The sequence below is a fragment of the Pseudomonas sp. S3(2024) genome, assembly GCF_036861315.1.
Lineage (GTDB): Bacteria > Pseudomonadota > Gammaproteobacteria > Pseudomonadales > Pseudomonadaceae > Aquipseudomonas > Aquipseudomonas putida_A.
The window spans coordinates 74,478-101,374 of sequence record NZ_JAZAQQ010000004.1; the positions used below are offsets into that span (position 1 = coordinate 74,478).

Consider the following 26,897-nt stretch of genomic DNA (forward strand, 5'->3'; position numbering starts at 1 on the left):
ATTTCTGCAGGGGCTTCGTTTTGTATGGTGCGGCACCAGGAGTCGAACCCGGGAACTACTGATTACAAGCCGTTTGCTCTGAGGCTTCGTCCCGCTTCATCGAATATCACACGTTTTGCTCGATCTAGTGTTTACGTGGTCTGTAGCCAATTTGGTGTCTTTCTATGTTTCACCTGTTAGCGTACCTTTGCATGAGAAACGGGGAACGGATGGGGAAAACGGGGAAAGAATGGCTAAGCGTACGCGGATGACTGAGATGGAAGCCTATGCGGTAAAGACTCGTCAGTCGGAGCCGGTCGGCTCTCGCGGAAAAGGGACTTTGCTGCTCGAGCGTAAAGCTTCCGGAGCGATTCAGGCCTACTACCGGGAACGCACCTCGGATAGCGACAAGCGGCTGCCTCTCGGGACGCTGGCGAAGAAGCCGCGTGTGGGTACAGACGAGCAAAGCTTGGATGGCATTCGCGCGCAGGCGATGCGCATTTCAGTTGAGGTCGCAGTTGCGGGCGGTATAGCGAAGTACTTGGAGAGCATATCTGAACAGCAGGCCGCGGCCGCGGCTAGTCGAGAGGCTGCAGCTGCATTAGAAGAAGCGGACCGGCTCGAGCGTCTACGCCTGGCGGAAATTGAGGCGTCCCGCGGAAGCTTTCACGATCTGTTTCAAGACTACATTGAATCGCGTCGGATCAAGGCAACACCAGGCGTTGTGAAAGAGTTAGAGCGCCTTCTCAAGACCAACATGCAGGAGCCTCACCCGGAGGTGATGAGGATGAAGGCTCGGGATGTTAGGGCTGATCATATCCTCACCATCCTCAATCCGATTTGGGAGCGTGGCTCCAAAGTGCAGGCGGATCGTATGCGTTCGTTCTTGGTTGCGGCATTCAATCATGGGCTCACGGCGGAGAGCGTGGTCGGCCGCTCCAATGCAAAAATTTATAGTCTCGAAATCAACCCAGCAGCAATGGTGAAGGTAGATAAAGTCTCGGCTCCTGTCGAACGTGCATTATCAGACGCTGAGCTGAAGCGATTCTGGGACACGGTTGAGAGCACGGCCGGTATCGGTCCGGTTATGGGGCTGCTATTTAAATTTGTCATTTCGACTGGCGGCCAGCGAATCAAGAATCTTATCGAAACCACCTGGGCAGACTATGATCTTGATGCTGGCACGGTGCTATTGATTCACCGCAAGGGAAGAGGGGGGCAGACCATGAGTCGGCCGCACCTAGTCCCGCTATCTGACCGTGCCATCACCATCATGCGCCACGTGCGGGAAATTAATGGTGACCATCCATGGCCTTGGACGACACATGGTAAACAGCCCTTCGTAATTAGCAGTCCTACTCATGCCGTAGCAGATTGGCTTGATTCCAAGCATTCCCTAATCGATGGTGTGAAGATCCCTGCATTCTCTCCAAGGGACCTACGCCGGACCTGCACACAGCTTATGCAAAAGCACGGTGTTGACGATCGGTTGTCGGATCTCCTTCAGGCTCATGGCCAGACAGGTGTTGTATCTCGGCACTACCGAAACAATCCTGAAGCGGCGCTGCCAGAGAAGCGTCGAGCTATCGAGCTATTCGACCAAGCATTGGCTAAAGCGTTAGGAGAATCCAAGGACGTTGGGACTGTCTTTTCGATCTCGCGTCGGAAAAAGAAATCCAACTCAATGTCCTGATGGCTCGACGGCTGAAAGCCTTTTAGGCGGGATCAGCAGCCTAAGCCGTCGTCAACGCGGTAGCTCAAGGTCCGAATCGCTGCCAGTGAAGCTTTAGGACACCACCGACAGTCCTCCGCTCATTCCCCAGAATACGCGGGGTGCAGCGATTTTCCGTTCCAAAACTCTGGCTTAAAAGGCGCAGAAACTGCGTATAAGTCGAAATAACAGCAAATAAGCGCAAATAAACAGGAAAACTGTTCATTGCAGAGCTGAGTACACTTTAAGTGTAAGTTTCCACTTTGAGTGGAAGTCCAGTCCGCGCACTTCAGTGTCACCCTCTATCAGGGTCGCGACACGTTTTCGTAATTCTCAAAACGTGTCGCGGCTGGTTAAACATTAGCGAAACTATGTATAAAAATTCTCGGCTACGAAAGGCGCATGATTTGTGCTAGGGACTGTTGAGGGCCTCATTGGTCCCCCTTAAGCCCCCGACAATAGGGCGTTTCGCCCCAATCCGACGAACGGTGCGCTCTTGTGTTTTGCCCTCTCATGAGTGTTCATGGGGGCTTATGAGTACTGGTGGGACGCAGCGGTACAGTAAGTTTCTGCCAGAAAATGTCCGGGGATAAGAAGTTATGCAAAGTATGCAAAGAAGATTCAAAAAAAACTGGTTCTTTTTTTTGAAAAGCGCCGCTACCATGCGAACACGCCTACAGCGTTCTGTCGATGTATGAGACGCCATGAAAGTTGATTTTCTGGTGCTTGCTGACAGGATCGCTGACAGTTGGAATTGCAGACATAGAAAAGCCCCTGGTCTTCGACCTCCAGGGGCTGCTCGAGAAAGGACGTTACAGCGTCCTCTGCATACCGGCTAGGCCAGCACACAACCCCGAGGGGAGAAGCGTTTGAGACGGCTTCAATGGCTCTACCAGTTTACGGTTTACCGTAAAAGGTAAAGCTCGGGCGGACTGTAGTACCGGAGGGAATAATACGCTACTGGTTTCTTAACCAGTGGTACTGTTTCCGATGACTTGCCATCTTTTGACCTGTTCGCGGGTATTGGTGGTCTACAGATCGATCCTCTCGGTTTTTCCAGTTTTTGGAGATTCCGCAAATGGCACAAACCGCCACCCGCATTACCGATGTTCCTAACCTTCCGATCCCCGGAGCACGTGCTACCGCCGCGCAGCTCTGCGCCAAGTACCAAGTCAGCCGCGCTACCTGGTGGCGCTGGTCCAAGACTCCCGGCTTTCCAGCACCCATCCGCTTCGGCCGCTCCGTCCGTTGGGAACCCGAGTCTGTGGAATCCTTTCTGCTCAGTCAGGAGGCTTAACCCATGATGACCAATCAACTCTGCGCTGGCGCGGGGACAGGTTCGCTTTGCCTGGAAAAAGCGGCTGTATCCCTTTCTGTACCCTTAAACGCATTGGTGCCCAATCGTTTTCTCGTTTGCCGCTCTCAATTCGTCGTTGCCGAAGTTAACGCTGACGTTGGGGAGGCCTGACATGGAAAAGATCCTTCCTTCCGAGATGAGTTGCTCAGCGCAAACCAATAACGACACCAGTGGTAGCGCCCAGCGCATGCGCCTCTTGGCGTATCTGAGCCAGCATGGCTCGATCAATACCTTCCAAGCCATCGCGCTATTGAACATTCTGCGACCGGGAGCGCGCATTGCTGAGTTGCGTGCGCAGGGACATGGCATCGTTACCCACCTGAGTACGCTGAAAGATGACCACGGTCGCGATCACCAGAAGGTTGCAACCTATTACCTGAGCGCTGGCGCGGTGCAGAAGGTGGCGTCATGACGGCAAAGATCTTCAAAACGACTGGAGAGGGTCGTACGGGAAATCACCGCATTATCCTCGCAGCGTATCAGGGTGAACCTCGCGTCGACAGCCGCGTGCTGGCCGAGCAGTTGGACAACAAACACAAGAACTCCATCGCGCTGATCGAGCGCTACCTGATTAAGTTTGAAGAGTTCGGCTTGCTGGCGTTTCAAACGGAGGCAAGACCGGTGGGCCAGCATGGCGGTGGAGATATTAGGTTCGCCCTGCTCAATGAGGATCAAGCATTCTTCCTGCTGTCGCTGTCCCGCAACACGGACCGCGTCGTGGAACTGAAAGCGAGCCTCATCGTGGCTTTTCGTGAAGCCCGATATGGGCACGCCTCTCAGACACTCATAGCGCGCAGGAACGAAGCCAGCATCAGTGGTCGCCGGCTGGCGCACTGGCGCTATGACAAACCAGGCGTGTATGCCCATGTCGCCCATTTGAGGGAGCAACTGAAACTGCCGATCGATGTGGAGGACTTGCGCCCATGAACGCCTTGCTCATTATCGGGGATGAACAGTCGATAACTTTTCTTGCCAGCAGTCGCGCCCGTCGGTATGGTTTGTCTGTCGCTGCAAATTCAGCGACCGGGCGTAGGAACCCGAGAAGCAAAAGGCGCAACAGCGCCCAGATCACTTCTGCAGGCGTTTTTTTTCGCTTGCAGTTCCGTGTTATGGCGGCTGTGTGCGGGCAGGCTTCGGCCTGGCCGGGCTCCTTTTGCCCCGGTATTCCTACCCCGCGCACAGCTGCCACCCAATCCCGTAGGAAGGATCGTGGCAGCTCCTCGTTAGCAGAAGGAGCTTTACAGATGCCGGCCCTCATTCCGTCCGCAATTCGCGCCCTTGCTCACCGCCGTATGGCCCTGAGCGCTCTCCGCGCAAACTCGTCCCTTTCTGTTCGTCTCGCCCGCTACAACGCTCACATGGCCATCGTCCGCACACTTGAAACCTCAGGGGGCGTGCAATGAGTCATCCAATCACTCGCATCGCTGATGAAGCCCTTGAGCTGCTGCGCGCCACACACGAACGCATCAGCAATATGCGGGTGTTGTTCAACGCGATCACGAAGGACCTGAAGCACGGCAAATCGCACGATATCGAAGAGCTGGCCAGCCTGGGCAGCTTCCTCGGGTACGACTGGGCGAACTATGTCGACAGCGAAGTCGAGCAGATGCAGAAGGCGCTGGATACCGCGGAGGTGGCCAAATGAGCACCGCTATCCAATCACGTGAGCACCTGAGCTTCACGAAGCGCGATCTCGAAGGACGACTGATCAACTGGCCTCGGAACAATCCCGGCGTAGCGGCGGACTGGCAGAAGGGTATCGAGTTCTTCGAAAGCGAAGTATTCGAGCTGGCAGCCCACGATGAAACTGAAGCGTTCAACGCTATTCAGTTTGCGATTGCCGGAATGGGCGGGCGCACCACCAATCTTGAAATCGGATTTATAGATCGCGTGGCACGTGCTGCGGTACTTGGTTTGCGCGTGATTCGCGGCGGCGCAGCGCGGTTCGAACCGAAAGACTTCGAAGAGATTTAAAACATGAAAATTCAAAACGGCGCATTTGCGTCGACGGGATCGGCTTGCTCGCAAAAAGCCACCGAACTGTTTTACGTCACGCCTCCGAAGGTACCCAAAGCATTGCTGGGACCGTTCTTGACCGAGGCCGACGCCGAGTGCGGGCGCGTAGTTATGCGTAGTACTGATGCTCAGGTGACGGCCTGTCTGGTTGATTCAATCGACGACATCACCCACTGGCACGGTGTGAACAACGGTCAAGTTTGCCGGGCCTTTGCTGGTGTTGATCGCCGGGAGGTCAGCCATGGGTGACGTGACCCCTATCAATCGCAAGAGCAGTGGCGGCCCACCCGCTGCTGGCGCTCATATCGACAGCGCCAGCTATGTGCTGCTGGTGGAGACGCTGGTCGGCTTTCTGGAGCTGCGCATTTCGGAAGGCGACCAAGGCCGTGACTGCAATGAGGAGCGTCTGACTCAGAAACTGGAGAACTTGGCCAAGCGGTTCACCCCGCCGAAGGGGGCCGCATGACAGACGCAACGATCCTATTCCGTGAAGCGCTCCAGGCCGTCTATGGCCCGCTCGACTGGCTACCCGTGGACGACGGAATCATTCACCGTTTCCATGTCCCTGGCGACAAGTCCGGCTCCTTCAATGGCTGGTACACGTTGTTTGCTGACGGTATTGCGTCCGGCGCGTTCGGTAGCTGGAAGGCCGGTGGCACCAGCACGTGGTGTAGTCGCGAACCAGTGGACGCCCGCGAAGCGGCTCAAATCCGCGAGCGGATCGACAATGCCCGGCGCCAGCGCGAAGCCGAACAACTCCAGCGCCAGCAGCAGGCCGCCGAGAAAGCCATTCACTGGTGGCGTAATGCGCGCCGCGCCTCACCCGACCACCCGTATTTGATCGCCAAGGCAGTTCGCTCCTACGGCCTACGCCAGCGTGGCGCTGACCTGCTGATCCCGCTGTACCTGGATGGACGTTTGGTCAACCTGCAACGAATTGCGCCGGACGGCGAAAAGCGCTTCCTGTTCGGCGGCCGGATCAAGGGCACCTATTCGCCGCTGGGCATCATCGAGCCAGATTCTGTGCTTTGCATCTGCGAAGGGTGGGCGACGGCCGCCAGCCTCCACCAGCACGGCGGCTATGTCGTTGCTGCGGCTATGAACGCGGGTAACTTGCTCCCAGCGGCGACGGCCCTTCGTGCTCGCTACCCGGACCAGCCAATCGTAATCGCCGGCGACGACGACCGGCTCACCGATGGCAACCCGGGGCGCGCAGCGGCAAACGCAGCGGCGGCAGCCGTGGGTGGTCAAGTGGCTTTTCCTGAGTGGCCGGAAGGCGCCCCCGATGACCTCACCGACTTCAACGACCTCGCCAACTGGAAGCTCGCCCATGTCCAAGCCTGACACCAACGTGATCAACCTTCGGCCGGACGCCGCGACCGTTGCGCCAGATCGCCCCTGCTGGGCGGTGTATGAGCATTGGGTGATCAACGAGAAGGGCCGCAAGCTTCGCCCAGGCGTTTACTGGCATAGCTTCAAGCGCGCTGCCGCTGACCAGGACGACGCCGAGAGCGATACCGGCGATCGGCCTATCACCGATGAGTGGATATCCAGTCCCGTCACAGTCATCGCTCGCACCACAAACAGCGACGATGGCAGCGAAGGTCGATTGCTGCGTCTGGTCACCGAGGGCGGCATCAAGGAGTGGATCATCGCCATGGAGGTGTTCGGCGGCAGCGGCGAGGACGCCCGGCGCGCCTTGTTCGGGATGGGCGTCATTATTGCCCTCAAGAAGCGCGGCACGTTTATGGAGTACCTGCTCGACCAGCATCCTGCAGAAGTGTTCGCCACCACTAGCCGGCCGGGTTGGCATGAATCGGGCGCGTTCGTGCTGCCCGGGAGGACAATCGGCAGCGACAAAGTGCGATACCAGGCCAGCAACAAGGCGCAGGTTCTTTTCAGCCGCCGCGGTGAGCTGGCTCTATGGCAAACAGAGGTAGCCGCGAAGTGTGCCGGCAACCCGGTGCTGACACTGGCGATCGGCTGCTCGTTGGCCGGCCCGCTGCTGAGTCTGGTCGGCGTGCTGGGTGGGGGCGTTCACCTGGTGGGCGACAGCTCGAGCGGCAAGTCCTTGGCGCAGTTGATTGGCTCGTCGGTGTGGGGTGACCCGGGCGTGTTCGCCGCTAGTTGGGACATGACCAAGGGCGGCCTTGAGATCGAGGCGTCGAGCCGTAACGACACCATCCTGCCGCTGGACGAGATCAAGCGCGCCGACCCGAAACGGGTACAGGAAATGGCCTACTCCCTCGCCAACGGCCAAGGCAAAGGCACCATGACCCGTGAGCGTGAAGGCCGTGCCAAATTGAGCTGGCGTCTGCTGACCCTTTCCAGCGGCGAGCGCTCGCTCTCCGAGCACGCGGCCATATCCGGCAATGCTGCCCACGCCGGCGCTGAGTTGCGCATGGTCGACGTGAACGCAGGCACCCGCACCCATCGCGCCTTTGACGAGTTGCACGGCCTCGAGGGCGCAGACTTCCACCGCCAGCTCACCGTGGCCGTCGGCGCCCACCATGGCCACCTCGGACCAGCGTTCGTCGAGAAGCTGCTCGCGAGTGACGACCGCGCAGGATTGCTCGAAGACTTCGCCGGCGTGCGCGCCAGCTTTGTGGAGGACAACGCCCAAGCCGGACGCGTGGCTGATCGGTTCGCCGTGATCGCGCTGGCGGGTGAGATGGCGATCGCCTACGGCCTGCTCCCGTGGAAGCCGGGAACCGCCCTCGCCGACTGCCGTTTGCTCTATGGCGAATGGCTGAGCCGGGTTGGCAGCGGGAATGCCGAAGACCGGCAGATCCTCGCCGGCATTCTCGACTTCATCGATCGCCATGGCAGCAGTCGCTTTTCCGATGTCGATGACGTGACGCCTGACACCAAGGTATTCAACCGCGCTGGCTATTGGGAGCTGACGGGCAATAACCGCCTGTACCTGTTCAACAAGCCGGCACTGATCGAAGCCGCTCACGGCTACGGCCTGTCTCGCATCATCAAAGCGCTGGAAGGCGCGAACGTCCTCGCCCGCCGCGACAACGAACGCAAAACCAAGAACTACCGTCTCCCAGGCGGTGGCCAGGCGCGCCTGTACGTGGTCGATCCTGAGGCAATGGACCGCGAAGGGGGTGGCGCATGAACGGCACCAAAACGTCACCTACCCGAATTGCCCAAGTTCACAGGAACCTAGAATCACTGGCAACAGTGGCAACGCCGGCAACGGGCTTGTGGGACGCGGCTTGCAGCCGTTGCCACCCTATAAAAAAAGTGGCAACAACTGGCAACACACACCTCATTTTCAACACAAGAGGCCGGTTCGCCCCCTCAGTTTGGTTATCACTGTTGCCGGTAAAAATCCGGTGGCAACAATTTGGAAGCATCGGCAACACCTGGAGCCCACGGTTCACAGGGCTGTTGCCATTGTTGCCGCTGTTGCCGGTGTTTTTGAAATCACAGGAACATTGGATGACAAGCAATCAGGGCGAGGAGGCCTTATGAGCCTCCTGTCCTCCCTGCTCGATCACATGCCGCCGGCCATTGCTGGCGCTGACTCCGCAAGAGTGTGGAGTCGTCCTCAACCTCGCCCCCGCCTAGTGCTGGCGAACCGTATTGAGCGCCCTGCCCAGTTCGTTACTGGCCCCCATGCCAACGCCGCCACTGCCACACCTGAGTGGCGACAGTTCCGCGACCAGTACCTCAACCACATCATGGTTTGCCGTTCCTGCTACGCGCCCACCGGCCGCCACTGCTCGGCTGGCGCTGACCTGCGCGCCGCTTACGACTCAACGCCCATGGAGAAAGCCTAATGAGCACTAGCCTCGTCATTGCCCTGGTCGACATAGCCAGGAAACCCGGCGCCAGCATGAGCACCAGTCTGATCACCACCCGGCGAATCTGCGGGGCCTTCGGTGCGCGGCTTGATTCCATCCGCGACGAGCGCCGGGCCATACGCCGCAAGGCCGGCAAGTTGCGCCAATACCTGCCATTCACCGCCAGCACTATCGCCGAGCTCGAGCAGCGGGCCGCCGACCACCGTCGCGCCGAGTGGGATGACTTGCGCAAGGTGCTGGGGGCGTTCGGCCGGTCACTCATGCTGGATACCGAAGGGCTGATGGATGGCCTGGGATTCGACCGGGTGTGCGACCTGCTGGCGGTGAATACCGTTGAGCGTGAGGCGGCAAGGAAAGACGGCGTGGACGGTTTGGCGGAATTGGTGTTCGCCCAATCCCTGGAGGACAGCGCCGCACGCCGAGGGCAGGAGTGGAACGACGCCCCGCTGTTCAACGCCTGCCAGATCGCGTTCACCCAGTTCATCAGGGAGTGCCCCGAGCATCTGCTTCCCGATCCGTTCGCGCCCGGCGCTCCGTTCGGTCCGAGGCTCCCGCCCACCCTGAGCATCGTCGGCAAGTAGAAGCCCAATCACGCGACACGTTTTGCGAATCACGAAAACGTGTCGCGACACGGAGCAACACAACCGGGCATCAGCCCATCAATGGCGCGAAGGCGCCGAAGGAGGCAACACATGTCACACCACATACGCTTCGCCGAGGCGTGCAAGGACACAGATTTCACCGCTGACCCTGGCACGATCGGCGGGTACATCGTCTGGACGGTAGAGCACGTGCGAGACGGCCAGCGGGTCGAGATTGAGGGGCCGTTCTTCACCGAGGAAGAGGCCAGGATTTCCGCCGAACTGATGAGCATCGAATACCGGGGAGCCCGAGCGTACAAATCGACTCACTGTTCGGCCTGGAATCCAGACGTGAAACGCGAGATCGCGATTCGAAACGACGCAATGGCCGCCCGCATGATCCTTGCCGGCCAGCTCGGAATGGAAATCCCTAAACACAGCGCCCAAGGCGCACAGGAGTAAGACATGGCAATGACCACCAATTTCGGCAACAAAACTTTGATTCTGCTCGGAGGTAGCGCTGGGAAACTCTTTGGTCGGGAACACCTGTACGAGCTCTCCACGGGGGACGTTCGCGAAGCGGTGAGGGCCGTCGACGTAAATCACCCTGGCTTTGTGAAGTACCTGGCTAACGCCAAGAGCAAAGGCTTGGAGTTCGCCGTTTTCCGTAATCGGAGAAACATTGGCGAGCGCGACTTGAAGCTGGGTGGGGCGCAGGAGATTCGAATTGTTCCTGTAATAGCTGGTAGCAAGCGCGCCGGCGTTCTGCAGACAGTGATCGGAGTTGCGCTTATCGTCATAGCGTCGTTCATGACCGCTGGCGCTGCGGCGACTGCGGTCATGGGTGCAGGGATTGGCACAGCTGCCGGCGGCGTTATCCAGATGCTCAGCCCACAGGCTGCTGGACTAAAGCAAAGCGCCGGGCCAGAGAACTCTCCGTCCTACGCCTTCGGCAGCGCCAAGAACACTACGGCAAGCGGTAACCCGGTCCCGATTTGCATCGGACATCGTCGATGGGGTGGGATGATCATCTCTGCTTCGATCTACGCTGAAGACAAGGCGTAACGCGGTTATTGGGCTTTTAGCGAGCGCATGTTAGCGTCACGGCTTTATCAGTTACGGATAACGCCACCATGCGCTTTCTTGAAGCCGCAGCTCTCGCCACTTCGACCCTTATTTTGGCTGGATGCTACTCACCAAGCGACCTCGTTGAAAAGGGGCCGGCGCTATCAGCATCCTCCAGCAAGACACCTAAAAACTACGCTCTATGTGTCTTCCCTCAATGGCAGGAGTATCGACCAGACGTCACTATGTCTGAAACAGAAACGGGCTATCGGATCATCAGCGGTAACGACATGAACACCAATGAGATCCTGAGCATCAAAAAAACCGCCTCGGGTAGCTCGGTAAAATTTTACCAACGCGCGTACCTCGACTTCGGTTCAGGCAAAGAAAGCGCCTTGCGATCGACCAAAGCGTGCCTCTGAACAATTCGCTGGCTGACGCGAGCCTTGGGGCGTAGTAATTGGCGTCATACTCGTCGCGCACCGTTTTCTAAGTGGTAACCAATCAAGGAAGTTGAAAATGACTGAACGAAGCGTTCAGCTACACCAGAGCGCGAGCTCTGAAACTGCGAACTTTGATCGATTCGTCCTCGGTGCCTCCATGGCAGCCTGCGCCTACCTTGCGCAGACCATGCCCTTCGGCCCCATTGGCACAAATGTCTCCACGATGTACCTGGCAACTCTCCTCATCATGGGACTGAGCGCGGTATTCGGTTTCCTCCGGATTGAGGCGACAATCTCAACCATGAATGCCAACTCAAGCTATTTGCACATGATCGAAATGGGTGAATTGAACGACCTCTCAATGCGTCACATAGCGCGACAAGCGGTTGATAAGGTGGCCGGCAGAACCAAAACGATGTACGTGTTGCGAAATCGTACGATGCTGATTTCATTCTTCCTCTACGTCGCCACAAAGGTATATGCCACATACCCGTCTTAAGATCCTGATCTGTTAATTATTACAACAGATATCGCTGTTGCTTTTACGCCTACCAACGAGTTCAGCATGAATAAAGAGACACATGTATCGGTTCGCCTAACACTTTTCAAACATAGCAAGGGGACATTCCTTGCTGCGTTGGATGAAGCCGAAATTTCGCACGGCCCCATCCATATGTTTTCCACAAACCCTCAAGGTTCGGGACTGGTGGAGGCAATCACTGCCCTATCAGACGCAATGCCTTGGAATGCTATAGCGAAGGTTGTTGTTGCGTGGATTGAGGCAAGAAAAAGCCGAGAAGTAATCATTCATACAGGAACCGGTCTGTCGATCCATGCGAAAGGTTGCTCGCCTGCCGAGGTTCAAAAGCTCCTACAACAATCGACGAATGTGATCGTCATAGATACAAAGCCTGTCGATGAGCCTTAGAGCCTAAAAACACTCGCTGAAATGTTCAGATCGCATCGTAGCCCTGGCGATGCGCCACCACTCGACACCGCGTTCCGAGCGGTTATTCTCCGTACTCGAAAATGCCATGCGCGCACCCGGCGAGTTGGTTTTCAGGATGAAAAGATTCCAGGAATCAAGGAATGAGTGGATACGTCCCCAACCCACCGAAGGGTTACCGCAACAGCGGCACCGAGCCCGTCGATATTCACGCCCAGCGCTGGGCTGAATACAAAGACCTCCCGACGAAGAACGAAACGAAACCTGCCAGCAAAGGCTGTGTCTTCACCAAAAGCTGCGATCTTGCAGATGGTGTGATCGATCACAAAAAGCCTGCCGGATTTGTCCCCGTCGAGAGCCTGGCCAACTACGGAGAGTTTTCCCTCCTCGGCGGTCGCGAAACCGATGCTGCGGGAAATATCCCGCTGAAAAAAATCAGTGGTAGTGCCTTACCCGCCGCTCTAGGAACTCTCCTATTGAGTGGCGCTGGCGCCGCGGCTGCCTCTTGTGGCGGGCTGTGTACGGCTGGAGCTGCTGGGGGCGCAAGTGTTGCGACCGGCTCTGCTGCAACGGGGGCTGCTGGTGGTACAGGAGTTCTTACCGCCGGTGTGGCCGCTGGTACATTGGCGGGGATAGTCGCTCTACTGTGGCCGTCGAGCCTCGGTGACAGCTCCCTCTACACGGAAGGCCAGCTCCAGTCGCTGGAGAAGGCCCGCACTCGCGTCCGCCTCCATGTTGAGGAGCAGGCCGACGGAACACTGAAGGGGTACGGGTACAACACCCAGAAGCGCAGTGATTGGGAAATGATTCCTGTCGTGCAATTTGTCCAGCAAGGATCTCAGCAAGTAGCCGACTTCGGCGACGGCGTAACCCTCATCTGGACGCCGGCAGTTGATCCCTCGAGCACCTCCGGAATCCCGCCATTAGAGGGCGCACCTCAAGCGCCGCAGATCTGGATTTACCCGCCGACCGAACAGGCCGACAGCATCATCGTCAGCCCGATCTACCCTGACCAATACAAAGACTTCATTCTCGTATTCCCGGCCGATTCCGGTGTACAGCCGTTGTACATCGTGATGAATGTTCGTCTCAACCCAGGCACCGTTACTGGGCAGGGAACAGACGTGACAGGCATCTGGCTCGCCGGCGCCAGCGTCGGTCTAGGTTCGCCCGTGCCGACGCGAATCGCGGATCAGCTCAGGGGAAAGAGCTTCAGCAGCTTCGATGCTTTCAGAAAGGCTTTCTGGATTGCGGTAGGGAACGATGCGGAGCTCGCTAGCCAATTCAACGACAGCAATAAAGCCCGAATGCTTGAAGGAATGGCGCCTCGCGCCCGGGCGATTGATACCGTGGGCAAGCGCCGATCCTTTGAGCTTCACCACGGAATTCCTGTTTCTGAGGGTGGCGAGGTTTACGACGTCGACAACCTCAGCGCCATGACACCCAAACACCATATTGATACACACCGGAGCTCGAAATGATCGCACTCAAAAGCAGCCTCTCCGAATACACGGAGAGCGAATTTCTCGCACTGATCAAAGAAATCTGCAGCGCCGCTGGTACCGAAGACTATCAGGACGAGTTGCTGGAAAATTTCATCGAAGTAACTGGTAACGCTGCCGCCTCTGACTGGATTTACTACCCAGGGAACGGCGAGGACGACTCGCCTGAAGGCATTCTGCAAACAGTGAAGGACTGGCGAGCGGCGCAGGGTTTGCCAGGGTTCAAAAGCGCGTAACCACTCGTCACGTCGGGGAGGTCACACAGTCGGTTCAAGGCCGGTATCCAGGTCGGTATCCACGGTTTGGTTAGATCCAGCGTGGAGTACCCTGGTGGTGACCATATGCGGTGACCACCAATGGTGACCGCTATTCCCTGGCCACCGACGCACCATATCTCCCTTGCCGAAACACCCCACAGAGGGCTGGCGCCCAGTATCGGCAGTAGTGTTTTCGCGCAGCACTCCAGAGCTCCCTTGGATCGCAGCAAATCAGCTTTCAAGCAAATCCGTCGTTTTAACTGGCTCGAAACCGTGAGTGTTTCTGTGCCAGTCGAAGTATCTCCTAGTCTTCGTGTTCCAAGAGGGCACGGCATTACCTGACACACTGTCTATGTATTGCAATATCGCATCAGACGCCTCAATGGAAGGGTGCTTCACAACTACACCATCCCTCACTGAGATATACCCGAACTCGAAGAGTGGGTCACACCCCATACGACACATGGGAGCCGCAATATTTTCGATATCGAGTTTTTCTTTCTTATCGCACGCGGCTCGCTTTTTTATGTGAGCAGCAACCAACATGTTCCGCGGATATTCGTTTAAGCAGATGCAACATTTCCCTACCGGCAACCCTTTAAACAGGTGCCTAACAATGAAGTGATGCTCGTTGCGGGTCGCTCTAAATCCAGCGCCATCAGTCTCCATCTGCAGATTGATTTCGGTACGTGCCTTTTCGAGGCTGACAGGCACTCCAACAACATCGAAGAGCAGTTCTTCGTAACGACCGAGTATCTCAGTACTGTCATTTGCACCGAAACGGTAAAACGACATCACGGGCTTTTTCTCAGTGCAGCGAAGAACATCAGGATAAGGAATGGAAACATGGCGCACATCCGATACGAAGTAAACGTGCTCCCAAGTAGTCCCCTTTGCTGAATCCTTGAGCCCCCAAAGCTGAAGAGCTAGTTGACGATTATGGGTTCGGTGAGTGAACCGCGATGCAACCGTGACGACTCCCTTACAGTTAAAAATAACAACGTCGTTTGGCTCCATCGCCAGCCAAGCCTTCTCTGTAAAGCTGGGTGAAAGGCCCCAGATATGCAGTTTGCCGGAGGGGTTTTGAGATCGCAGGGCTGCTGCGAGATCAGGATCAAGAAACGCCTCGATGTCGTCGAGAAATATTGGGTTGAGAATAGTGCTCTGAAGGTTCTTCCGTGCAACTGGCTCACTACAAGGCTGGTAAACAACCTTCGCGGTCATTTTTCTCTCCTAGAGTACTTTGTCGCGTTGCCCTTGGATTTTTCGATAGGATACTTCTCTGCGTTACGCTTGATCTTTGCTTGGGCGGCCGCTGCAATATCTACTTCCAGTCTGTCGGCTAGTCTCAACAGGTAAAGCAAAACATCCGCCATCTCTTCTTCAACGGCCTGTGCGGCTTCGTCGGAAAGAGCCGCACGCTCGCTTTGCTCAGGAGTGAGCCACTGAAAAAGCTCTAGGAGCTCTCCTGTTTCGCCTGACAACGCCATCGCCAGATTCTTCGGGGTGTGGAATTGCCCCCAATCTCGTTCGGCAGCAAACGAGGCCAGATCTGCCTGCAGTTGTTTCAATACATCCATTTAAATGCCATCGCGCGGTGCTCTTAAGAGCCTGGACGTTAGCGAGTCGGGCAAAATCTGTCTACCGGGGCAGAAGAACGCGTGCTTGAGGGTAGGAGACTTCTTGCTTCGACTTAATGCCTCTGCGTGAATCGCTTCGCAAACGTCCGTCGCGCACCTGGTCAATGCGCGAAGCCATCTCCCGGCAAATTTTCACGCACCCTTCACGCAGCGTCGTCACGCACGCATGGAGTTGGAAACACCTGTGGGGGCGAGCTGTTTGGCGTCGGTACGCAGCCAGGTACGCACGATAGGTACGCACCCAACGATGCATGCAGGCCGCAAGTTCGCACTGAGGTTCGCACTTCTGGTTCGCACCCTCCTACGCGAGGCTGGCGCGAACCAAACGAGCGGTTGCCAGTCGCTAGTTTCCACTTTTGTTTCCATCAAAATGCAGGGGTTTTAACTGGTCAGCTCAGGAAGTGCCGGCATATTGTCTGGATGGTCGGTATCGGCGTTTACCCTCACTGGGGAAACACACATGATTGGCCATCGAAACCATCGGTAAGAATAGAATGCCCAGCATCGTTTGGGGTCGACATCCCCAAGAGGCCTACGATAACCCGTACGAGCACGAAGCCCAGCGCCAGTTCCTCAGGGAATGCGATGCCCTGCTTCGTGAAATCATCAGACGCCTCAGGCCGCATACGCTGAAATACCATCGCGACGAGCAATCCCTGCAAAAGGCGACTTGGTTGATCACTATGGACTTGCTGGCATCATTGCTGGATTGCGTGGAGCTGCTGAAGGACACGAGGCACCGGCCAGTTGCGCGAGTCTTCCGAGATGCGGTTGAAGCGATCGACGTGATGCGTTTTTTGCACGCGGGCTCCCCAAAGGCTGAATCGGCGCTGAAGAAGTGGTACCGGAACGATACGATTTCTCACGGCGAAATCCGCAAGTTGATTGAAGAGCTGGACGGCGTGGAAGCAGCCACTCATCGCAGAGTCTTTTACCAGGAACTGTCTAAGTTCACACACCGCACGTATCGAGCACTTCTCCACAGCGTGTCGCTCGGCCGAGACGATCTGATGGTTCACGACAGTCATGGCTCCGGCCATCTTGTTCTTCCGCAAACCATCGCTGCGTATATGGCCGTGCTGGGAGACATAACGATCCAGGCGAGCGGAAGCGTCAGTTTCACCGGGCTTCTCGCTAGCGATGAGGTGGTGGAAGCGTGGAGTGCGGCCCTGGAGATCCACACTGTTCCTCGGCGCTTCGCAATGCGAGTGAAACCTGGCTCACCTCTTTGACCACATTTTGACGGATGCGAGAAAGGCATGAGACGAAATCCAAGCTGGGTGCCGTTTTAGGCTTGTTCCGTGCAGACTGCGTCAAGGTAGGCTTTCTGGACGTCTCATACCCTGACAGACCCAAGACAGTTGATGGCCTGCTGAAGAAGCTACTGTTGTCCTTTCCGCTCAGATCTAAGAATGAAAGCGTGAACAAGCGCTCGAGCAATGGGACGATTGGGACGAGGCTGGTATCCACTGCAATGCACCCGCCATTGAGGCCGATTGCGTTGGGCGCGCACCGGATGTAGTCTGCTGTTAACGCCTGATATGCGCGTGTAGTGGTGACGCATGCAGGCACGGTGATTGAGCAATCATCTGCTACTCTCCCGTGTAGATCTGATTGCGATCCCGAACCGCGCGCCCACATCAGGTAGGAAGCCGCCATGAGCCAGTACTCAATGCTGAATACGAATCTGCGAAAGCAGCGAAGCATTCGTTCTCATTGGCGTGTCCGATACTGAAGCGAGGCCTTCTAGCGCTGTCAGAGTTTCGTCAGCAAGCCTTCCACTGCTACAGCATTCTCATGTGAGCCTATGGCAATTACTTTTGAAAACGCTCCGCTGATTGAGGTCATTGTGGAGTTGAGGTGGGGTGCCGGTATTTCGTTCCCCCCTCAAGGCCTGTCCGGCATCCCTGGTCAGCAGTTCCATATGAATCTCGAAACGTCTCAGCACGAAGAGTTCTTCATGAACTTCGGTTCAGAGTGCGGTGCTCGAGGTTTACAGAGAGCTGAGCGTATCGTTCCTCCTGGTTTCCCAGCGCTTCCTGGGCAGGTAGTTTATCGATTTAGATCTAACGATCGCTCCAATCAGAACCTTTTACAGGTAGGGCCCGGGGTGTTCACGGTAAATGCATTACCGCCCTATCACGGATGGCCAAGCTTCGAGACGCTTGTAGCTTCAGGAATTGATGCTTTATTGGCCTCTCGCAGTTCGACGGAAAAAAAATCGGAGTTTCTCTCTGTCAATGTCCGATTCATTAATGGTTTCGGCACTGAGTATTTTGAAGGCACTTCTAGAATGGCATTTCTTCGAAGTTTGGGCTTCGTGCTCCAAGTCCCTGATGAGCTTGAAAAAGTTTCTAAAGAGGACCAAACCACGTTTTTCAACATGAATTATGTGACGAGTCTTCAAACCGGTGCCAAACTACAAGTGAACATTGGTGAAGGCGCGAAGGATGGAAAGCCTATCCAAGTCGTCGAGCTCGCCTCGACATACGAAAATGTTGATTCATCACCACGTGAACTGCGGAAGGTAATCAATGCTTCTCATGACTTGATCGAGAAGATATTCATGGACATGACCGCTCCGATCCACCAGATGATGAAACCCAAGGAGGTTTGAAATGTTTGAAAAATCAGGAGATTTGAATCAGTCAGCCATTTCAATGTCATCGTTTGTGGTTGTCGCCGCTTCGACATCAGCGCAAGGTTATTTCGAGACGCAGCACGCGCTGAATCTCATAGATGAACTCTCCAATTTGGAAGACGGCTGGGCAGGACCTGGTTCGCTGGCTCCAGATAGGAATATTCTGGCGATCGCAAAGGCTACTGCGTCATCGCCAAGATTCCTGACTCTGTCACCAGACATCTCAGCCATGCCCAATGGAACCATAGCCTTTGACTGGGAAACTGCTTCGGGCGCGGCAAACCTTGAAATCGGAGCAGACAACTTTTCGTTCTACCTTGATTTAGAAGGAGCGTTTTTGCCGTTGTCTGGCTCAAGCAGAATGATCCCCGCTCTGGAGATTGCAGAAATTATCTCGCACTTTTTCGCGCCCGCTGCGCCAGTACAGCGCACGCTACCTGTAAGTTATTCGGGTGGGCGTAGTTCGATGGCGCAGGCATATGCCTATGCCTAGACCTATTACGGATGAAGAATTGATCGTTAGAGGCTTAAGAAAGGGGTGGGTAAAGAAAGGTCAGCTTCAGTATGGAGCGTTTCGCCCCCCACCAGAAGTCACAGTAGTGTCGGTTCTATCCGGGCTGATGGGGGATGACTTCTGCAAAGCCAAGTCCAAACATATATGCAGTGCCGATTATATTGGCATGGCTGCGATTAGGGCTGCTGAGGTACGTGCCCTCGAAGCGGATGTAGTGGACGCACCGGAAGATTTTGAGGGTCATTTGCATATTGATCATATTGACCCTCCGGTGCCGTCCAGCAACCCCCTATCACCAGAGCTAAACAAAGCGTTAAACGCTCGGTGCAAAGCTTTAGCAAAGACGGCACGGCTTTGCATCGATCCAGAACCAGATGTTGAGAGGTGGACCGGGCCCGCATTGGCCTAATCTAACGGCCTCGCGTCCCTTGAGATAGAGCGTGCGTATTAGACCCGGAAAGACCGTCTCGATGAGGCAGCGCATTTTGTATCTACAAATAAAGCCCCGAAACTGATTGCCAGCAATCACGGTGCCGTTGATACGCTCTCTCGAAACTCGGAGAGCCACCATGACGGACACCAAACTGAATGCCAGTCTGTTAGACCGCATGGTTCAATCGCGTACTTTAAATAAAACACCACTGCTCTATAGCCAATACAGATAGCTTCCTGATCGAAGTAGAATGGTAGTGGGGATGAAGGCAATATGACCTTTTCCGCCATCTAAAATAGTGACAATGATGCTTGAGCAAATTCAAAACTTTTCCAATAGCAGTTCTGCAATCGTTACTGCACTTGCAGGGATCGTCGTAATTCTGATCACAGCCTTGGTAAAGGCGCTGGAATTTTACGATAACCACTTCGTACATAAGCGATACAAACGGTTGAAAGAGCTACGCAGTGATCGGGTAGTGGAGAGCCCCTTTACTACGTATCTCGATGATGCAATCCAGCTTGAAGGGTTTCACATCGCTTCGGGTATTCGTGCCAGCTCCCTGAAGGCAGCTGCGTTACTGAGGCTCTCCCAGCTGGGGCTTTGGGATAGGAAGCAGATTCGACAAGTCGCCAAATACTTGGTCATTACTCCAGAGAACCCCACTCCTTTTATCAGAATCCGGTGCTCAGACGTGATTGGCGCTTGGGTCGGAATGCTCGCAGCTATGATTTTCATGGTTATTGGAGCTACCTTGGGCATCGCAGTCATGTTGAAAGCGGGGCCGCCTTACGGATTTTTCATAGGGATTTGTCTCGTTTTTACGTTTACCTGCGGTAGTGCTTTATTCGCAACCGGATACAACGAATACAGGAATGCAAAACGGTTTGAACAGTATCTGATCGCCCATCCCGAAACGTTCCTCCCGCCGCAAAGTCGAGAATCAGAAGCAGAGTAATCGGATCTTCCAAATAGCTCGGAGCGACCATAGTAGCCGCGGCACGGTTCTGTAGTCCGTACCATGAAGGCCTGCGGCACTTTGACCACGCTTTGACGGAATGTGAGACAGCATGAGACGAAACCCGAGCGGGTTGGCCATCCGAGGCTCATTCCGCCTAGGCCACGTCAAAGTAGAGGACGTGGCCGTCTCACACCCCAGACGGATTCTGGACAGGCTCTGGACGGATTCCATCTCAATCGTAGAAGTCCGGCTCAACATCCATCGGATCGCATTCATAGTGCCCCTTAGCGATCTCAATCTCTATATCCCAATCTTCCGGTTGGGAGTCTTCCTCCACTCCGCCGCAAGTAAAATACACTTGAATCTCGATTGTGCTTTCAGAGGGGAAAACATCTACCCCGAGAGAGACCTCCTCCCGATCGATAGAATCCCATGCGAAAAACTCTGCGCTAATTGAAAGCTCGACTGCCGCAGTGATGTTGAGCTCAATAACCCAGGTTTTCTTATCTGGGCTGATAGACCACACCTCTGCAGACTCTATCTTATAGTCTTTGAATTTAGTGTCATAGACTTCGGCTTCGACTCTACTAACTGTGTGGCTTACTACGTCAGTCGCACTCCAAGACGAGTCACTTACATGCTCAACTAGTGCATCGTGGAGGCTATCTCTAAGAGATGACTCATTACTTTGAACAGACTCGATAACTTTACTTTCGATAGCTTTTGCATAAGCATCTGTTGCGGAGAAAAGAGCAGCTAGATCATCGATTGACCTGACACAGTACAAATAATCAGACGCATCGGCAAACTTACTCCAACCATCATCCCCAGATGCGATCAGGCCCATTGTTTTTTTGTCTTTCGCAAAATCTTCGAGTAGAAGTAGAGACGTGGCATCTGGAAACTCAGTTTTCTTATCCTTACGCGTACCGAATGGCGGGGAGGTATCAAAGTAAAGATCGAATATGCGTTGCGCCAAGAGATGACCATCTATTGGCAGAATTTGACCTTGGCAGGTAGAGGTATAGTCTTTGATCTGTTGATAAAAGTAAGCCCATGCATTGGCTCCGACCGTGAGCTTTTCGAAGCACTGGTCGATGTCGTCCATGCTGATAGAAGCCAGTCTCTTTAACTCGTTGGAGGAGCTTTTAAAGCCGTCGACTGCTTTCGTAACACCTGCCATGCGATGAGAGACTATTTCCTGCGCAACGACCTCTGATAGCTGGAGGCTCATAGTGTCAGGCAACTGTTTAGGAAGTTGCTTCAGCGCTCCGCCCTCAAAGTTGTACCCGGCTGCTTGGATTAGGTCCGTATCGAGGGAGAAGAAAGAGACATCACCCTGCCAAAGCTGGGCTGCTGTTGGATTGCCTTTTGGCATACAACCATCCTTGTTGGTTCACTTCGAGTTAGCGCAAAACCTCTTGCACAATATGGCTCGCAGCATGGCGAAGTGCCTTCAGTTTCGTCAAGCATTGCAGGTAGCCTTTCGAAATTACGATGAGATCGGGGTATACATCGAACGTGGCGCAGTCGGTCGGCCCGGCATCTTCATGAGATTTGGAATCGCCGCCAGACTTTTACGGAGTTATCTTAAAAGCCGCGGGCGAGGACGGCAGCTGGGCTGTCAAATGCTTGGCCATACAAATGCTTAGCGCGCCAATGAATTCTTGACAGAGCCTTGACGGATTTTCGGCAGCAGGAGCCGGTCAATCCCTCCAAAGTCCACGTCCTACACTGCCTCCAGCGTTAAAGACCGCATGCCGCCGCTTAATGCTCGTCAAGTATTTGCCAGATCTCCAGCGACCTGACAGTAGGCCGGAACAGGGTTTGAACGAGCTGCTCCCCCTGGAGTGGAAACTGGTCGGATTGCCAGATTGGTCAGCGCTCGGAAACCAGGTAGCTGCGCACGTTCAACTGGTAACATTTGCAGGCCATCTGCTGTCCCTCGTTACGGCGCCAGCATCAACCGCGAACTGAGGGTAGAGCTGTGTCCGTTATTGAGTGTGATTGCCTACCCGCCGACAAGGTGGTGTTTCCGCCGGAACTAGCGCTGCTAATTATCAGGAAGGCCAGCGCGATGGCGGCGGCATTCGAGGTGCAAGCTCTCAACCAGCTCACCACGGATGCCCGGCGCGCCCATTCGCGGGAAACTGATCAAAGGCGAGTCATCAGGAAAATGCGTCTCTAGGCTTCCCGCTCGAATCACCTGAATTCCGGTAGTTTTCCAGCACCTGACCTACAGAACTGGGAGGTCAGGTCGAAAATTCAAAAAGCTGGCGGTGGCAAACTCTATCCTCCCGACAACCCAAAAAGGCTTGCTCAGATGGTTAGTCGCACAAATACCCATGACTTGGTGGAAGCAATACTTCGCTCGGATCACGAAGCTACCAGGAAGCTTATTTTCGACATAGGCGAAAGAAAAGGGGAGTGGAGTTATTTCATGACCAGGCTTTTGGATGGCGTCGCGGTTTCAGATGAAGCAAAAAATCAATTCCATTCAGTGTGGATTGAGCTAGGCCGGCGGATTCGGGATCAGGTCGGTGACGACAAGACTCTTGCAATGATGCTGGGTGCGCTGCTACCCAAATACCGAGGGGAGAAAATTCGGCTTTACAGAGGAGAAAACTCAGAACGCTATGAAGCTGGCAAAGTCGGTTTCTGTTGGACGCCCCGCGTTGATAAAGCCGAAATGTTTGGAAGAGGCCTGAATGCATATCATGGCAATGGCGGAATCCTGCTCACGGTTATTGCAGATCAGTCTTCAATACTCGCAGGTCCAAATGCGGACAGCATTCATCTCGGAGAGCATGAGCATACGGTTGATCCGTTCTCGCTCCGCAATATTGAAGTCTTAAATACTTTTCCGCTCCAGCCTTCTGACCGGTAATCACGGTACCTACGAATCCACTCAACGATCGACCACTACCTCGATCCGGGGTGGTGCTCGTGCTCAACGTAACTCGACTTCAGATGGTGTCGTTGAGGATTCTGACGAGTTGTGAGCCCTAGGCTTTTTGAGAAACGGGGAACAAACGGGGAAAATTTTGTCTTGCAGAGGCTTAAAACGAAAAAGGCCCACCGCAAGGTGAGCCTAAGTCGTTGTTCTATATGGTGCCGGCACCAGGAATCGAACCCGGGACCTACTGATTACAAGTCAGTTGCTCTACCAACTGAGCTATACCGGCGTGTGGGCGACGATTATAGCGATTGGGTTGGTTCTGTAAACCCCTGAATTCAGACTATTTTTACGCAGGCGCTGGATCAGGCTTGGCGTGAGCGGTGTCGCCGAGTTTTTAGCCGCAAAACCGAGGTGCTACGCGATCAAGCCAGAATGAGCGTTAGGGCAGGATTTCTGCACCGTTCAAGCACCCATTTCACCCGTTTATGTCGTTTTGATTGGAAGCTTATGCACAACGGATCGACGCAACTGCAGTATTGCAGGGGATTTTGTGGACACGTTCTCATTTTGTGCGCAAATCCCTGTTTTACAGGTTTTTTATCAATATGAACAAAAAATGACCAATGCTGTTTAAGCGGTCTAACGGCCGTGAATATTGGATCCACGGGAAAACCATCAACAGAGTTATCCACAGGCTGTATAGATTTCAAGCGCGCTCGGCCAGCAGCAGAAAATTACGCGGAGTCAGCGGTGCGTCGCAGAAGGTGCCGAGGCGTACGACGTATCCCTGTTCGGTGAGGAAAATGGCTCGATCAAGATTCAGCCAAAGCTCCAGCGGTCGTCGGAACAGTCCGCGCAGTAATTCCAGGTTGCGAACTTCGGCCAACCGCTGCCAACCGGCGGCTTCCAGTGCCTGCCAGTCTGGCGTGCCGATTGTGGATAACTCTTTCAGCGCTGCCAGGTCGCGGCAGTAATCGGCGAAGGGTTTTTCCAGCCAGGCGCTGGGCAGGGACGGGGTGGGCAGGTATTCGTCTATTCCGCGCACTTGTCGTTGCAGCAGATCAAAGGCCAAACGTCGGGCCATGGAGGTGTCGCGCTGACGTCGGACTCTTGCACCGGCGGTGACGGTTTCGCTCATGGGCAGCGAAAGATCTTCGAGCGAGAGTTGTAGGGCGGATCGCATGCCGGCGCAGGACAAGGCCTGATACTCGCTGCGATCGATCCGGTTGTAGCAGCACGGGGCGATGGCCATCTGCTGACATCCGGCAGCGCTTGCCAGTTGCATCAGGCGCACATGCAGGTCGCCGCAGGCATGCAGGGCGACCGGGGTGTGCTGAGCGCTTATAACGCTCGCTGCGTCTGCCGCCAGTACATCCTGCTCGACATGCAGGGCGTGCAAATGATGGCGCTGACTTAATGCCTGACCACTGGCGACCAACGCCGGATCGTATTCGACACAAGTCAGTTGTTGCCCCGTACCCAACAGGCGTCGGCCCAGATGTCCCTTGCCGGAGCACCAGTCCAGCCAGTGCGTCGGCTGCGAGGTGAAAGACAAGCGACTGGCGAAGGCTTCGATCTGCCGCCACTTGCGCCCCGGCACATCGACATTCAATCGATGGCCTGAGGTTTCCAGCGCATGTTCCGGCAACTCTCCGACTGCGCTCAGCTCAGCCGACAACGCCGCCAATGAAGCGAACGGCTCCGGCGCATCGATGAGATCGGCAGGGTGGTTATGCACAAGCTCTGCATCTTCCAGCGATCGTCCGCGTAGCCACGAAGCCAGCTCGGGGTAGGCGGTTTCCCATGGGAGCGAAAGATGAGTGAACGGACGAGGTTTCCACAGCGCCTGATGCTCAAGCAAAAAAGCATCCAGCGCGGTGAAGCGGGCGAGTAGGGCCTCGCCCGTCAGCACGTGGGAAATTTCAACGCCCTTGGCAGGCATCGACGCGCAGCCAGCGCTCCAGCAGCTTGAAGCCGCGCACCAGCACGTAGGACATCAGCAGATAGAACACGCCGGCGGCGAAGAAGATTTCCACCGGCAGGTAGGTGCGGGCAATGATCGTGCGGGCCATGCCGGTCAGTTCCAGCAGGGTCACGGTGCTCGCCAGCGCGCTGGCCTTGAGCATCAGGATCACTTCATTGCTGTAGGCCGGCAGGCCGATGCGCGCCGCTCGCGGCAGCATGATGTAGAACATCGCCTTGGGTTTGGACATGCCCAGCGCTCGCGCCGCTTCGATCTCGCCGGGTGGAATCGCCTGAATCGCGCCGCGCAGGATCTCCGCGATGTACGCCGCCGTGTGCAGGGTCATGGTCGCGGTGGTACACCAGAACGGATCGCGCAGGTACGGCCACAACGCGCTGTTACGTACTGCATCGAATTGCGCCAGGCCGTAGTAGACGAGGAACAGTTGCACCAGCAACGGCGTGCCACGGAAAAAGAAGATGTAGGCGTAGGGCAAGGCGCGCACATACCACAGCTTTGAGGAGCGGGCGATGCCCAGCGGAATGGCCAGCAACAGGCCGGCAATCACGGCAATCGCCACCAGTTCCAGGGTCAGGGTCGCGCCCTGCGTCAGTTTCGGCAGCCACTTGATGATCACTTCCCAGTTCATGAAGCGCTCCTCGCAAAGCCGCGAGCGGCGCGTTTTTCCAGGAAGTGCATGCCGGTCATCGCCAGCACGGTGAGGCCCAGGTACATGACCGCCGCCACCAGATAGAAGGTGAACGGTTGTTTCGACACGGTCACGCCGATCTGTGCGTGACGCATGATCTCTTCCAGGCCGATCACCGACACCAGCGCGGTGTCTTTCATCAGGATCATGAACAGGTTGCCCAAGCCGGGCAGGGCGATGCGCCACATCTGCGGCATGATCAGCTTGGTGAAGATCCGCCATTTCGACAGGCCCAGCGCCACACCCGCTTCGCGATGGCCTTTGGGAATGGCAAGGATCGCGCCGCGGAACACTTCCGTGGCGTAGGCGCCGAAGCACAGGCCCAGCGCAATCACGCCGGCGGCGAAGGCGCTGAGTTGCAGGTCGGGATTGCCGAAAAACTCACCGAGGCTGCGCATCAGGTTGACCGTACCGAAGTAGATCAACAGCACCCAGAGCAATTCCGGGACGCCACGCACCAGCGTCGAATAAGTGCCGCCAAGCCATTGCAGCGGCTTGTACGGGGAAGTCTTGGCCAAGGCGCCGAGCAGACCGAGCACCAGTCCCAGGCACAGGGCCGTCAGCGCCAGTTTGACGGTCATCAGCGCACCGGCGGCGAGGGCCGGGCCGAATCCGTAGAGGTCGATAATCATGGATTTCTTTTCAAATCGCGGCAGGCAAGGCCGGGAGCCGGCGCCGTCGGATCACGGTGCCGGTCCCGCAGGTCAGATCAATAGATGCTGAACGGGAAGTACTTGTCGTTGATCTTCTTGTAGGTACCGTCAGCGACGATTTCCTTCAGCGCGGCGTTCAGCTTCTCACGCAGTGGATCACCTTTGCGCACGGCGATGCCGATTTTGTCGCTTTCCACGACCGCGTCGCCCTTGAACTCATAGTTCTTGCCGGCGTCGCTTTTCAGCCAATCGTAGTTGGCGTACTTGTCGGCCAGGATGGCGTCGACACGACCGGAGGTCAGGTCCAGGTAGGCGTTTTCCTGGGTGTCGTAGAGTTTGACTTCGATATCGCTACCGTAGGTGTCCTCCAGCCAGGTACCGGCGAGCGTTGCGCGCTGGGTGCCGATGATCTTGCCTTTGAGCGAATCCTTGTCAGTTTTGAACTCTTTATCTTTTGGTGCGATGAACTGCAGCTTGTTCGAGTAGTACGGGTCAGTAAAATCCACCGCGCCCTTGCGTTCTTCGGTGATCGACAGCGAGGAGACCAGGAAGTCGAACTTCTTGGCGTTCAGCGCAGGGATGATGCCGTCCCAGTCGGAGGTAACCACGCTGCACTCGACTTTCATCTTGGCGCACAGGGCGTCGCCGATGTCCTTGTCGAAGCCGACCACGTTGCCGCTGGCGTCTTTGTTGTTGAACGGCGGGTACGCCGCTTCGATGCCCATCTTCAGGGTCTCGGCCATGGCTCCGGCGCTGAACGCGAGGGTGACGGCGGCGGCCAGGAAGACCTTTTTAAAATTCTGCATGCATGT

At 55.7% G+C, this 26,897-nt stretch carries 31 protein-coding genes and 1 tRNA gene; 24 read left to right on the forward strand and 8 right to left on the reverse strand.

What is annotated here, in order from left to right; translation table 11 throughout:
- The first annotated feature begins 256 nt into the window (after positions 1-256).
- The 19 genes from VLA07_RS12100 to VLA07_RS12190 all read left to right on the forward strand — a co-directional run bounded on the left by VLA07_RS12100 (position 257) and on the right by VLA07_RS12190 (position 13,651).
- Positions 257-1,672 (forward strand): tyrosine-type recombinase/integrase, encoded by a 1,416-nt coding sequence (locus VLA07_RS12100; protein WP_333989314.1) that lies wholly within the window; start codon positions 257-259, stop codon positions 1,670-1,672.
- A gap of 1,318 nt (positions 1,673-2,990) precedes the next feature.
- On the forward strand, positions 2,991-3,158 hold the full coding sequence (locus VLA07_RS12105) for a hypothetical protein (protein ID WP_333989315.1): 168 nt from the start codon (positions 2,991-2,993) through the stop codon (positions 3,156-3,158).
- A gap of 1 nt (position 3,159) precedes the next feature.
- Positions 3,160-3,459, forward strand: coding sequence for a helix-turn-helix domain-containing protein (locus VLA07_RS12110; protein WP_333989316.1), 300 nt, complete (start codon positions 3,160-3,162; stop codon positions 3,457-3,459).
- Positions 3,456-3,974, forward strand: coding sequence for a Rha family transcriptional regulator (locus VLA07_RS12115; RefSeq protein ID WP_333989317.1), 519 nt, complete (start codon positions 3,456-3,458; stop codon positions 3,972-3,974). Before VLA07_RS12110 ends, VLA07_RS12115 begins: the two co-directional genes overlap by 4 nt.
- 472 nt (positions 3,975-4,446) lie before the next feature.
- Positions 4,447-4,692 carry a hypothetical protein gene (locus VLA07_RS12120; protein ID WP_333989318.1) on the forward strand — a complete coding sequence of 82 codons (246 nt, stop codon included), beginning with the start codon at positions 4,447-4,449 and terminating at the stop codon, positions 4,690-4,692.
- A complete protein-coding gene (locus tag VLA07_RS12125; protein ID WP_333989319.1) occupies positions 4,689-5,021 on the forward strand; it encodes a hypothetical protein in 333 nt (110 codons plus the stop codon). The genes VLA07_RS12120 and VLA07_RS12125 overlap by 4 nt, the downstream gene beginning before the upstream one ends.
- A gap of 3 nt (positions 5,022-5,024) precedes the next feature.
- Positions 5,025-5,312 (forward strand): hypothetical protein, encoded by a 288-nt coding sequence (locus VLA07_RS12130; protein ID WP_333989320.1) that lies wholly within the window; start codon positions 5,025-5,027, stop codon positions 5,310-5,312.
- Positions 5,305-5,529 (forward strand): hypothetical protein, encoded by a 225-nt coding sequence (locus VLA07_RS12135; protein WP_333989321.1) that lies wholly within the window; start codon positions 5,305-5,307, stop codon positions 5,527-5,529. Before VLA07_RS12130 ends, VLA07_RS12135 begins: the two co-directional genes overlap by 8 nt.
- Complete coding sequence (locus tag VLA07_RS12140; RefSeq protein WP_333989322.1) at positions 5,526-6,407, forward strand: toprim domain-containing protein; 882 nt, start codon at positions 5,526-5,528, stop codon at positions 6,405-6,407. Before VLA07_RS12135 ends, VLA07_RS12140 begins: the two co-directional genes overlap by 4 nt.
- Entirely contained in the window at positions 6,394-8,187 is a 1,794-nt protein-coding gene (locus VLA07_RS12145; protein WP_333989323.1) for a DUF927 domain-containing protein, read from the forward strand. The genes VLA07_RS12140 and VLA07_RS12145 overlap by 14 nt, the downstream gene beginning before the upstream one ends.
- A complete protein-coding gene (locus VLA07_RS12150; RefSeq protein ID WP_333989324.1) occupies positions 8,184-8,546 on the forward strand; it encodes a hypothetical protein in 363 nt (120 codons plus the stop codon). Before VLA07_RS12145 ends, VLA07_RS12150 begins: the two co-directional genes overlap by 4 nt.
- A 307-nt stretch (positions 8,547-8,853) precedes the next feature.
- Positions 8,854-9,459, forward strand: a complete 606-nt coding sequence (locus tag VLA07_RS12155) for a hypothetical protein (RefSeq protein ID WP_333989325.1) — start codon at positions 8,854-8,856, stop codon at positions 9,457-9,459.
- Positions 9,460-9,570: 111 nt separating this feature from the next.
- Positions 9,571-9,921, forward strand: coding sequence for a hypothetical protein (locus VLA07_RS12160; protein ID WP_333989326.1), 351 nt, complete (start codon positions 9,571-9,573; stop codon positions 9,919-9,921).
- Positions 9,922-9,924: 3 nt separating this feature from the next.
- On the forward strand, positions 9,925-10,524 hold the full coding sequence (locus tag VLA07_RS12165) for a tail assembly protein (protein WP_442969542.1): 600 nt from the start codon (positions 9,925-9,927) through the stop codon (positions 10,522-10,524).
- Between the two features lie 68 nt (positions 10,525-10,592).
- Positions 10,593-10,946 carry a hypothetical protein gene (locus VLA07_RS12170; protein ID WP_333989327.1) on the forward strand — a complete coding sequence of 118 codons (354 nt, stop codon included), beginning with the start codon at positions 10,593-10,595 and terminating at the stop codon, positions 10,944-10,946.
- Between the two features lie 97 nt (positions 10,947-11,043).
- Positions 11,044-11,466 (forward strand): hypothetical protein, encoded by a 423-nt coding sequence (locus tag VLA07_RS12175; RefSeq protein ID WP_320329470.1) that lies wholly within the window; start codon positions 11,044-11,046, stop codon positions 11,464-11,466.
- Between the two features lie 66 nt (positions 11,467-11,532).
- On the forward strand, positions 11,533-11,895 hold the full coding sequence (locus VLA07_RS12180) for a hypothetical protein (RefSeq protein ID WP_333989328.1): 363 nt from the start codon (positions 11,533-11,535) through the stop codon (positions 11,893-11,895).
- 161 nt (positions 11,896-12,056) lie between these two features.
- Entirely contained in the window at positions 12,057-13,394 is a 1,338-nt protein-coding gene (locus VLA07_RS12185) for an S-type pyocin domain-containing protein (RefSeq protein ID WP_333989329.1), read from the forward strand.
- Entirely contained in the window at positions 13,391-13,651 is a 261-nt protein-coding gene (locus VLA07_RS12190) for a bacteriocin immunity protein (RefSeq protein WP_333989330.1), read from the forward strand. The genes VLA07_RS12185 and VLA07_RS12190 overlap by 4 nt, the downstream gene beginning before the upstream one ends.
- A gap of 252 nt (positions 13,652-13,903) precedes the next feature.
- Here VLA07_RS12190 and VLA07_RS12195 read toward each other — a convergent pair whose 3' ends face one another.
- Entirely contained in the window at positions 13,904-14,896 is a 993-nt protein-coding gene (locus tag VLA07_RS12195; protein ID WP_333989331.1) for a hypothetical protein, read from the reverse strand.
- On the reverse strand, positions 14,893-15,252 hold the full coding sequence (locus VLA07_RS12200) for a nucleotide pyrophosphohydrolase (protein ID WP_333989332.1): 360 nt from the start codon (positions 15,250-15,252) through the stop codon (positions 14,893-14,895). The genes VLA07_RS12195 and VLA07_RS12200 overlap by 4 nt, the downstream gene beginning before the upstream one ends.
- Before the next feature lie 524 nt (positions 15,253-15,776).
- On the opposite strand from VLA07_RS12200, the gene VLA07_RS12205 reads away from it, so the two are divergent.
- The 4 genes from VLA07_RS12205 (at position 15,777) to VLA07_RS12220 (ending at position 19,858) form a co-directional block, all read left to right on the forward strand.
- Positions 15,777-16,544 carry a hypothetical protein gene (locus tag VLA07_RS12205; RefSeq protein ID WP_333989333.1) on the forward strand — a complete coding sequence of 256 codons (768 nt, stop codon included), beginning with the start codon at positions 15,777-15,779 and terminating at the stop codon, positions 16,542-16,544.
- A gap of 575 nt (positions 16,545-17,119) precedes the next feature.
- Complete coding sequence (locus tag VLA07_RS12210) at positions 17,120-17,929, forward strand: TIGR04255 family protein (protein WP_333989334.1); 810 nt, start codon at positions 17,120-17,122, stop codon at positions 17,927-17,929.
- A gap of 1 nt (position 17,930) precedes the next feature.
- Entirely contained in the window at positions 17,931-18,446 is a 516-nt protein-coding gene (locus tag VLA07_RS12215; protein ID WP_333989335.1) for a hypothetical protein, read from the forward strand.
- A gap of 761 nt (positions 18,447-19,207) precedes the next feature.
- Positions 19,208-19,858 carry a hypothetical protein gene (locus VLA07_RS12220; protein ID WP_333989336.1) on the forward strand — a complete coding sequence of 217 codons (651 nt, stop codon included), beginning with the start codon at positions 19,208-19,210 and terminating at the stop codon, positions 19,856-19,858.
- A 235-nt stretch (positions 19,859-20,093) separates the two neighbouring features.
- Here VLA07_RS12220 and VLA07_RS12225 read toward each other — a convergent pair whose 3' ends face one another.
- Positions 20,094-21,239: a PIN domain-containing protein gene (locus VLA07_RS12225; protein WP_333989337.1), complete on the reverse strand. Its 1,146-nt coding sequence runs from the start codon at positions 21,237-21,239 to the stop codon at positions 20,094-20,096.
- A 1,062-nt stretch (positions 21,240-22,301) separates the two neighbouring features.
- Between VLA07_RS12225 and VLA07_RS12230 the strand changes: the two genes are divergently transcribed.
- Positions 22,302-22,748 carry a hypothetical protein gene (locus VLA07_RS12230; RefSeq protein WP_333989338.1) on the forward strand — a complete coding sequence of 149 codons (447 nt, stop codon included), beginning with the start codon at positions 22,302-22,304 and terminating at the stop codon, positions 22,746-22,748.
- Positions 22,749-22,970: 222 nt separating this feature from the next.
- Here the strand turns inward: VLA07_RS12230 and VLA07_RS12235 are convergent.
- The 5 genes from VLA07_RS12235 to VLA07_RS12255 form a co-directional block, all read right to left on the reverse strand.
- A tRNA-Thr gene (locus VLA07_RS12235) sits at positions 22,971-23,046 on the reverse strand.
- Between the two features lie 420 nt (positions 23,047-23,466).
- Positions 23,467-24,702 (reverse strand): methyltransferase, encoded by a 1,236-nt coding sequence (locus VLA07_RS12240; protein ID WP_333989339.1) that lies wholly within the window; start codon positions 24,700-24,702, stop codon positions 23,467-23,469.
- Entirely contained in the window at positions 24,683-25,372 is a 690-nt protein-coding gene (locus VLA07_RS12245; RefSeq protein WP_333989340.1) for an ABC transporter permease, read from the reverse strand. The genes VLA07_RS12240 and VLA07_RS12245 overlap by 20 nt, the downstream gene beginning before the upstream one ends.
- A complete protein-coding gene (locus VLA07_RS12250; RefSeq protein ID WP_007961693.1) occupies positions 25,369-26,064 on the reverse strand; it encodes an ABC transporter permease in 696 nt (231 codons plus the stop codon). The genes VLA07_RS12245 and VLA07_RS12250 overlap by 4 nt, the downstream gene beginning before the upstream one ends.
- A gap of 77 nt (positions 26,065-26,141) precedes the next feature.
- Complete coding sequence (locus tag VLA07_RS12255) at positions 26,142-26,891, reverse strand: ABC transporter substrate-binding protein (protein ID WP_095137950.1); 750 nt, start codon at positions 26,889-26,891, stop codon at positions 26,142-26,144.
- Between the last annotated feature and the right edge of the window lie 6 nt (positions 26,892-26,897).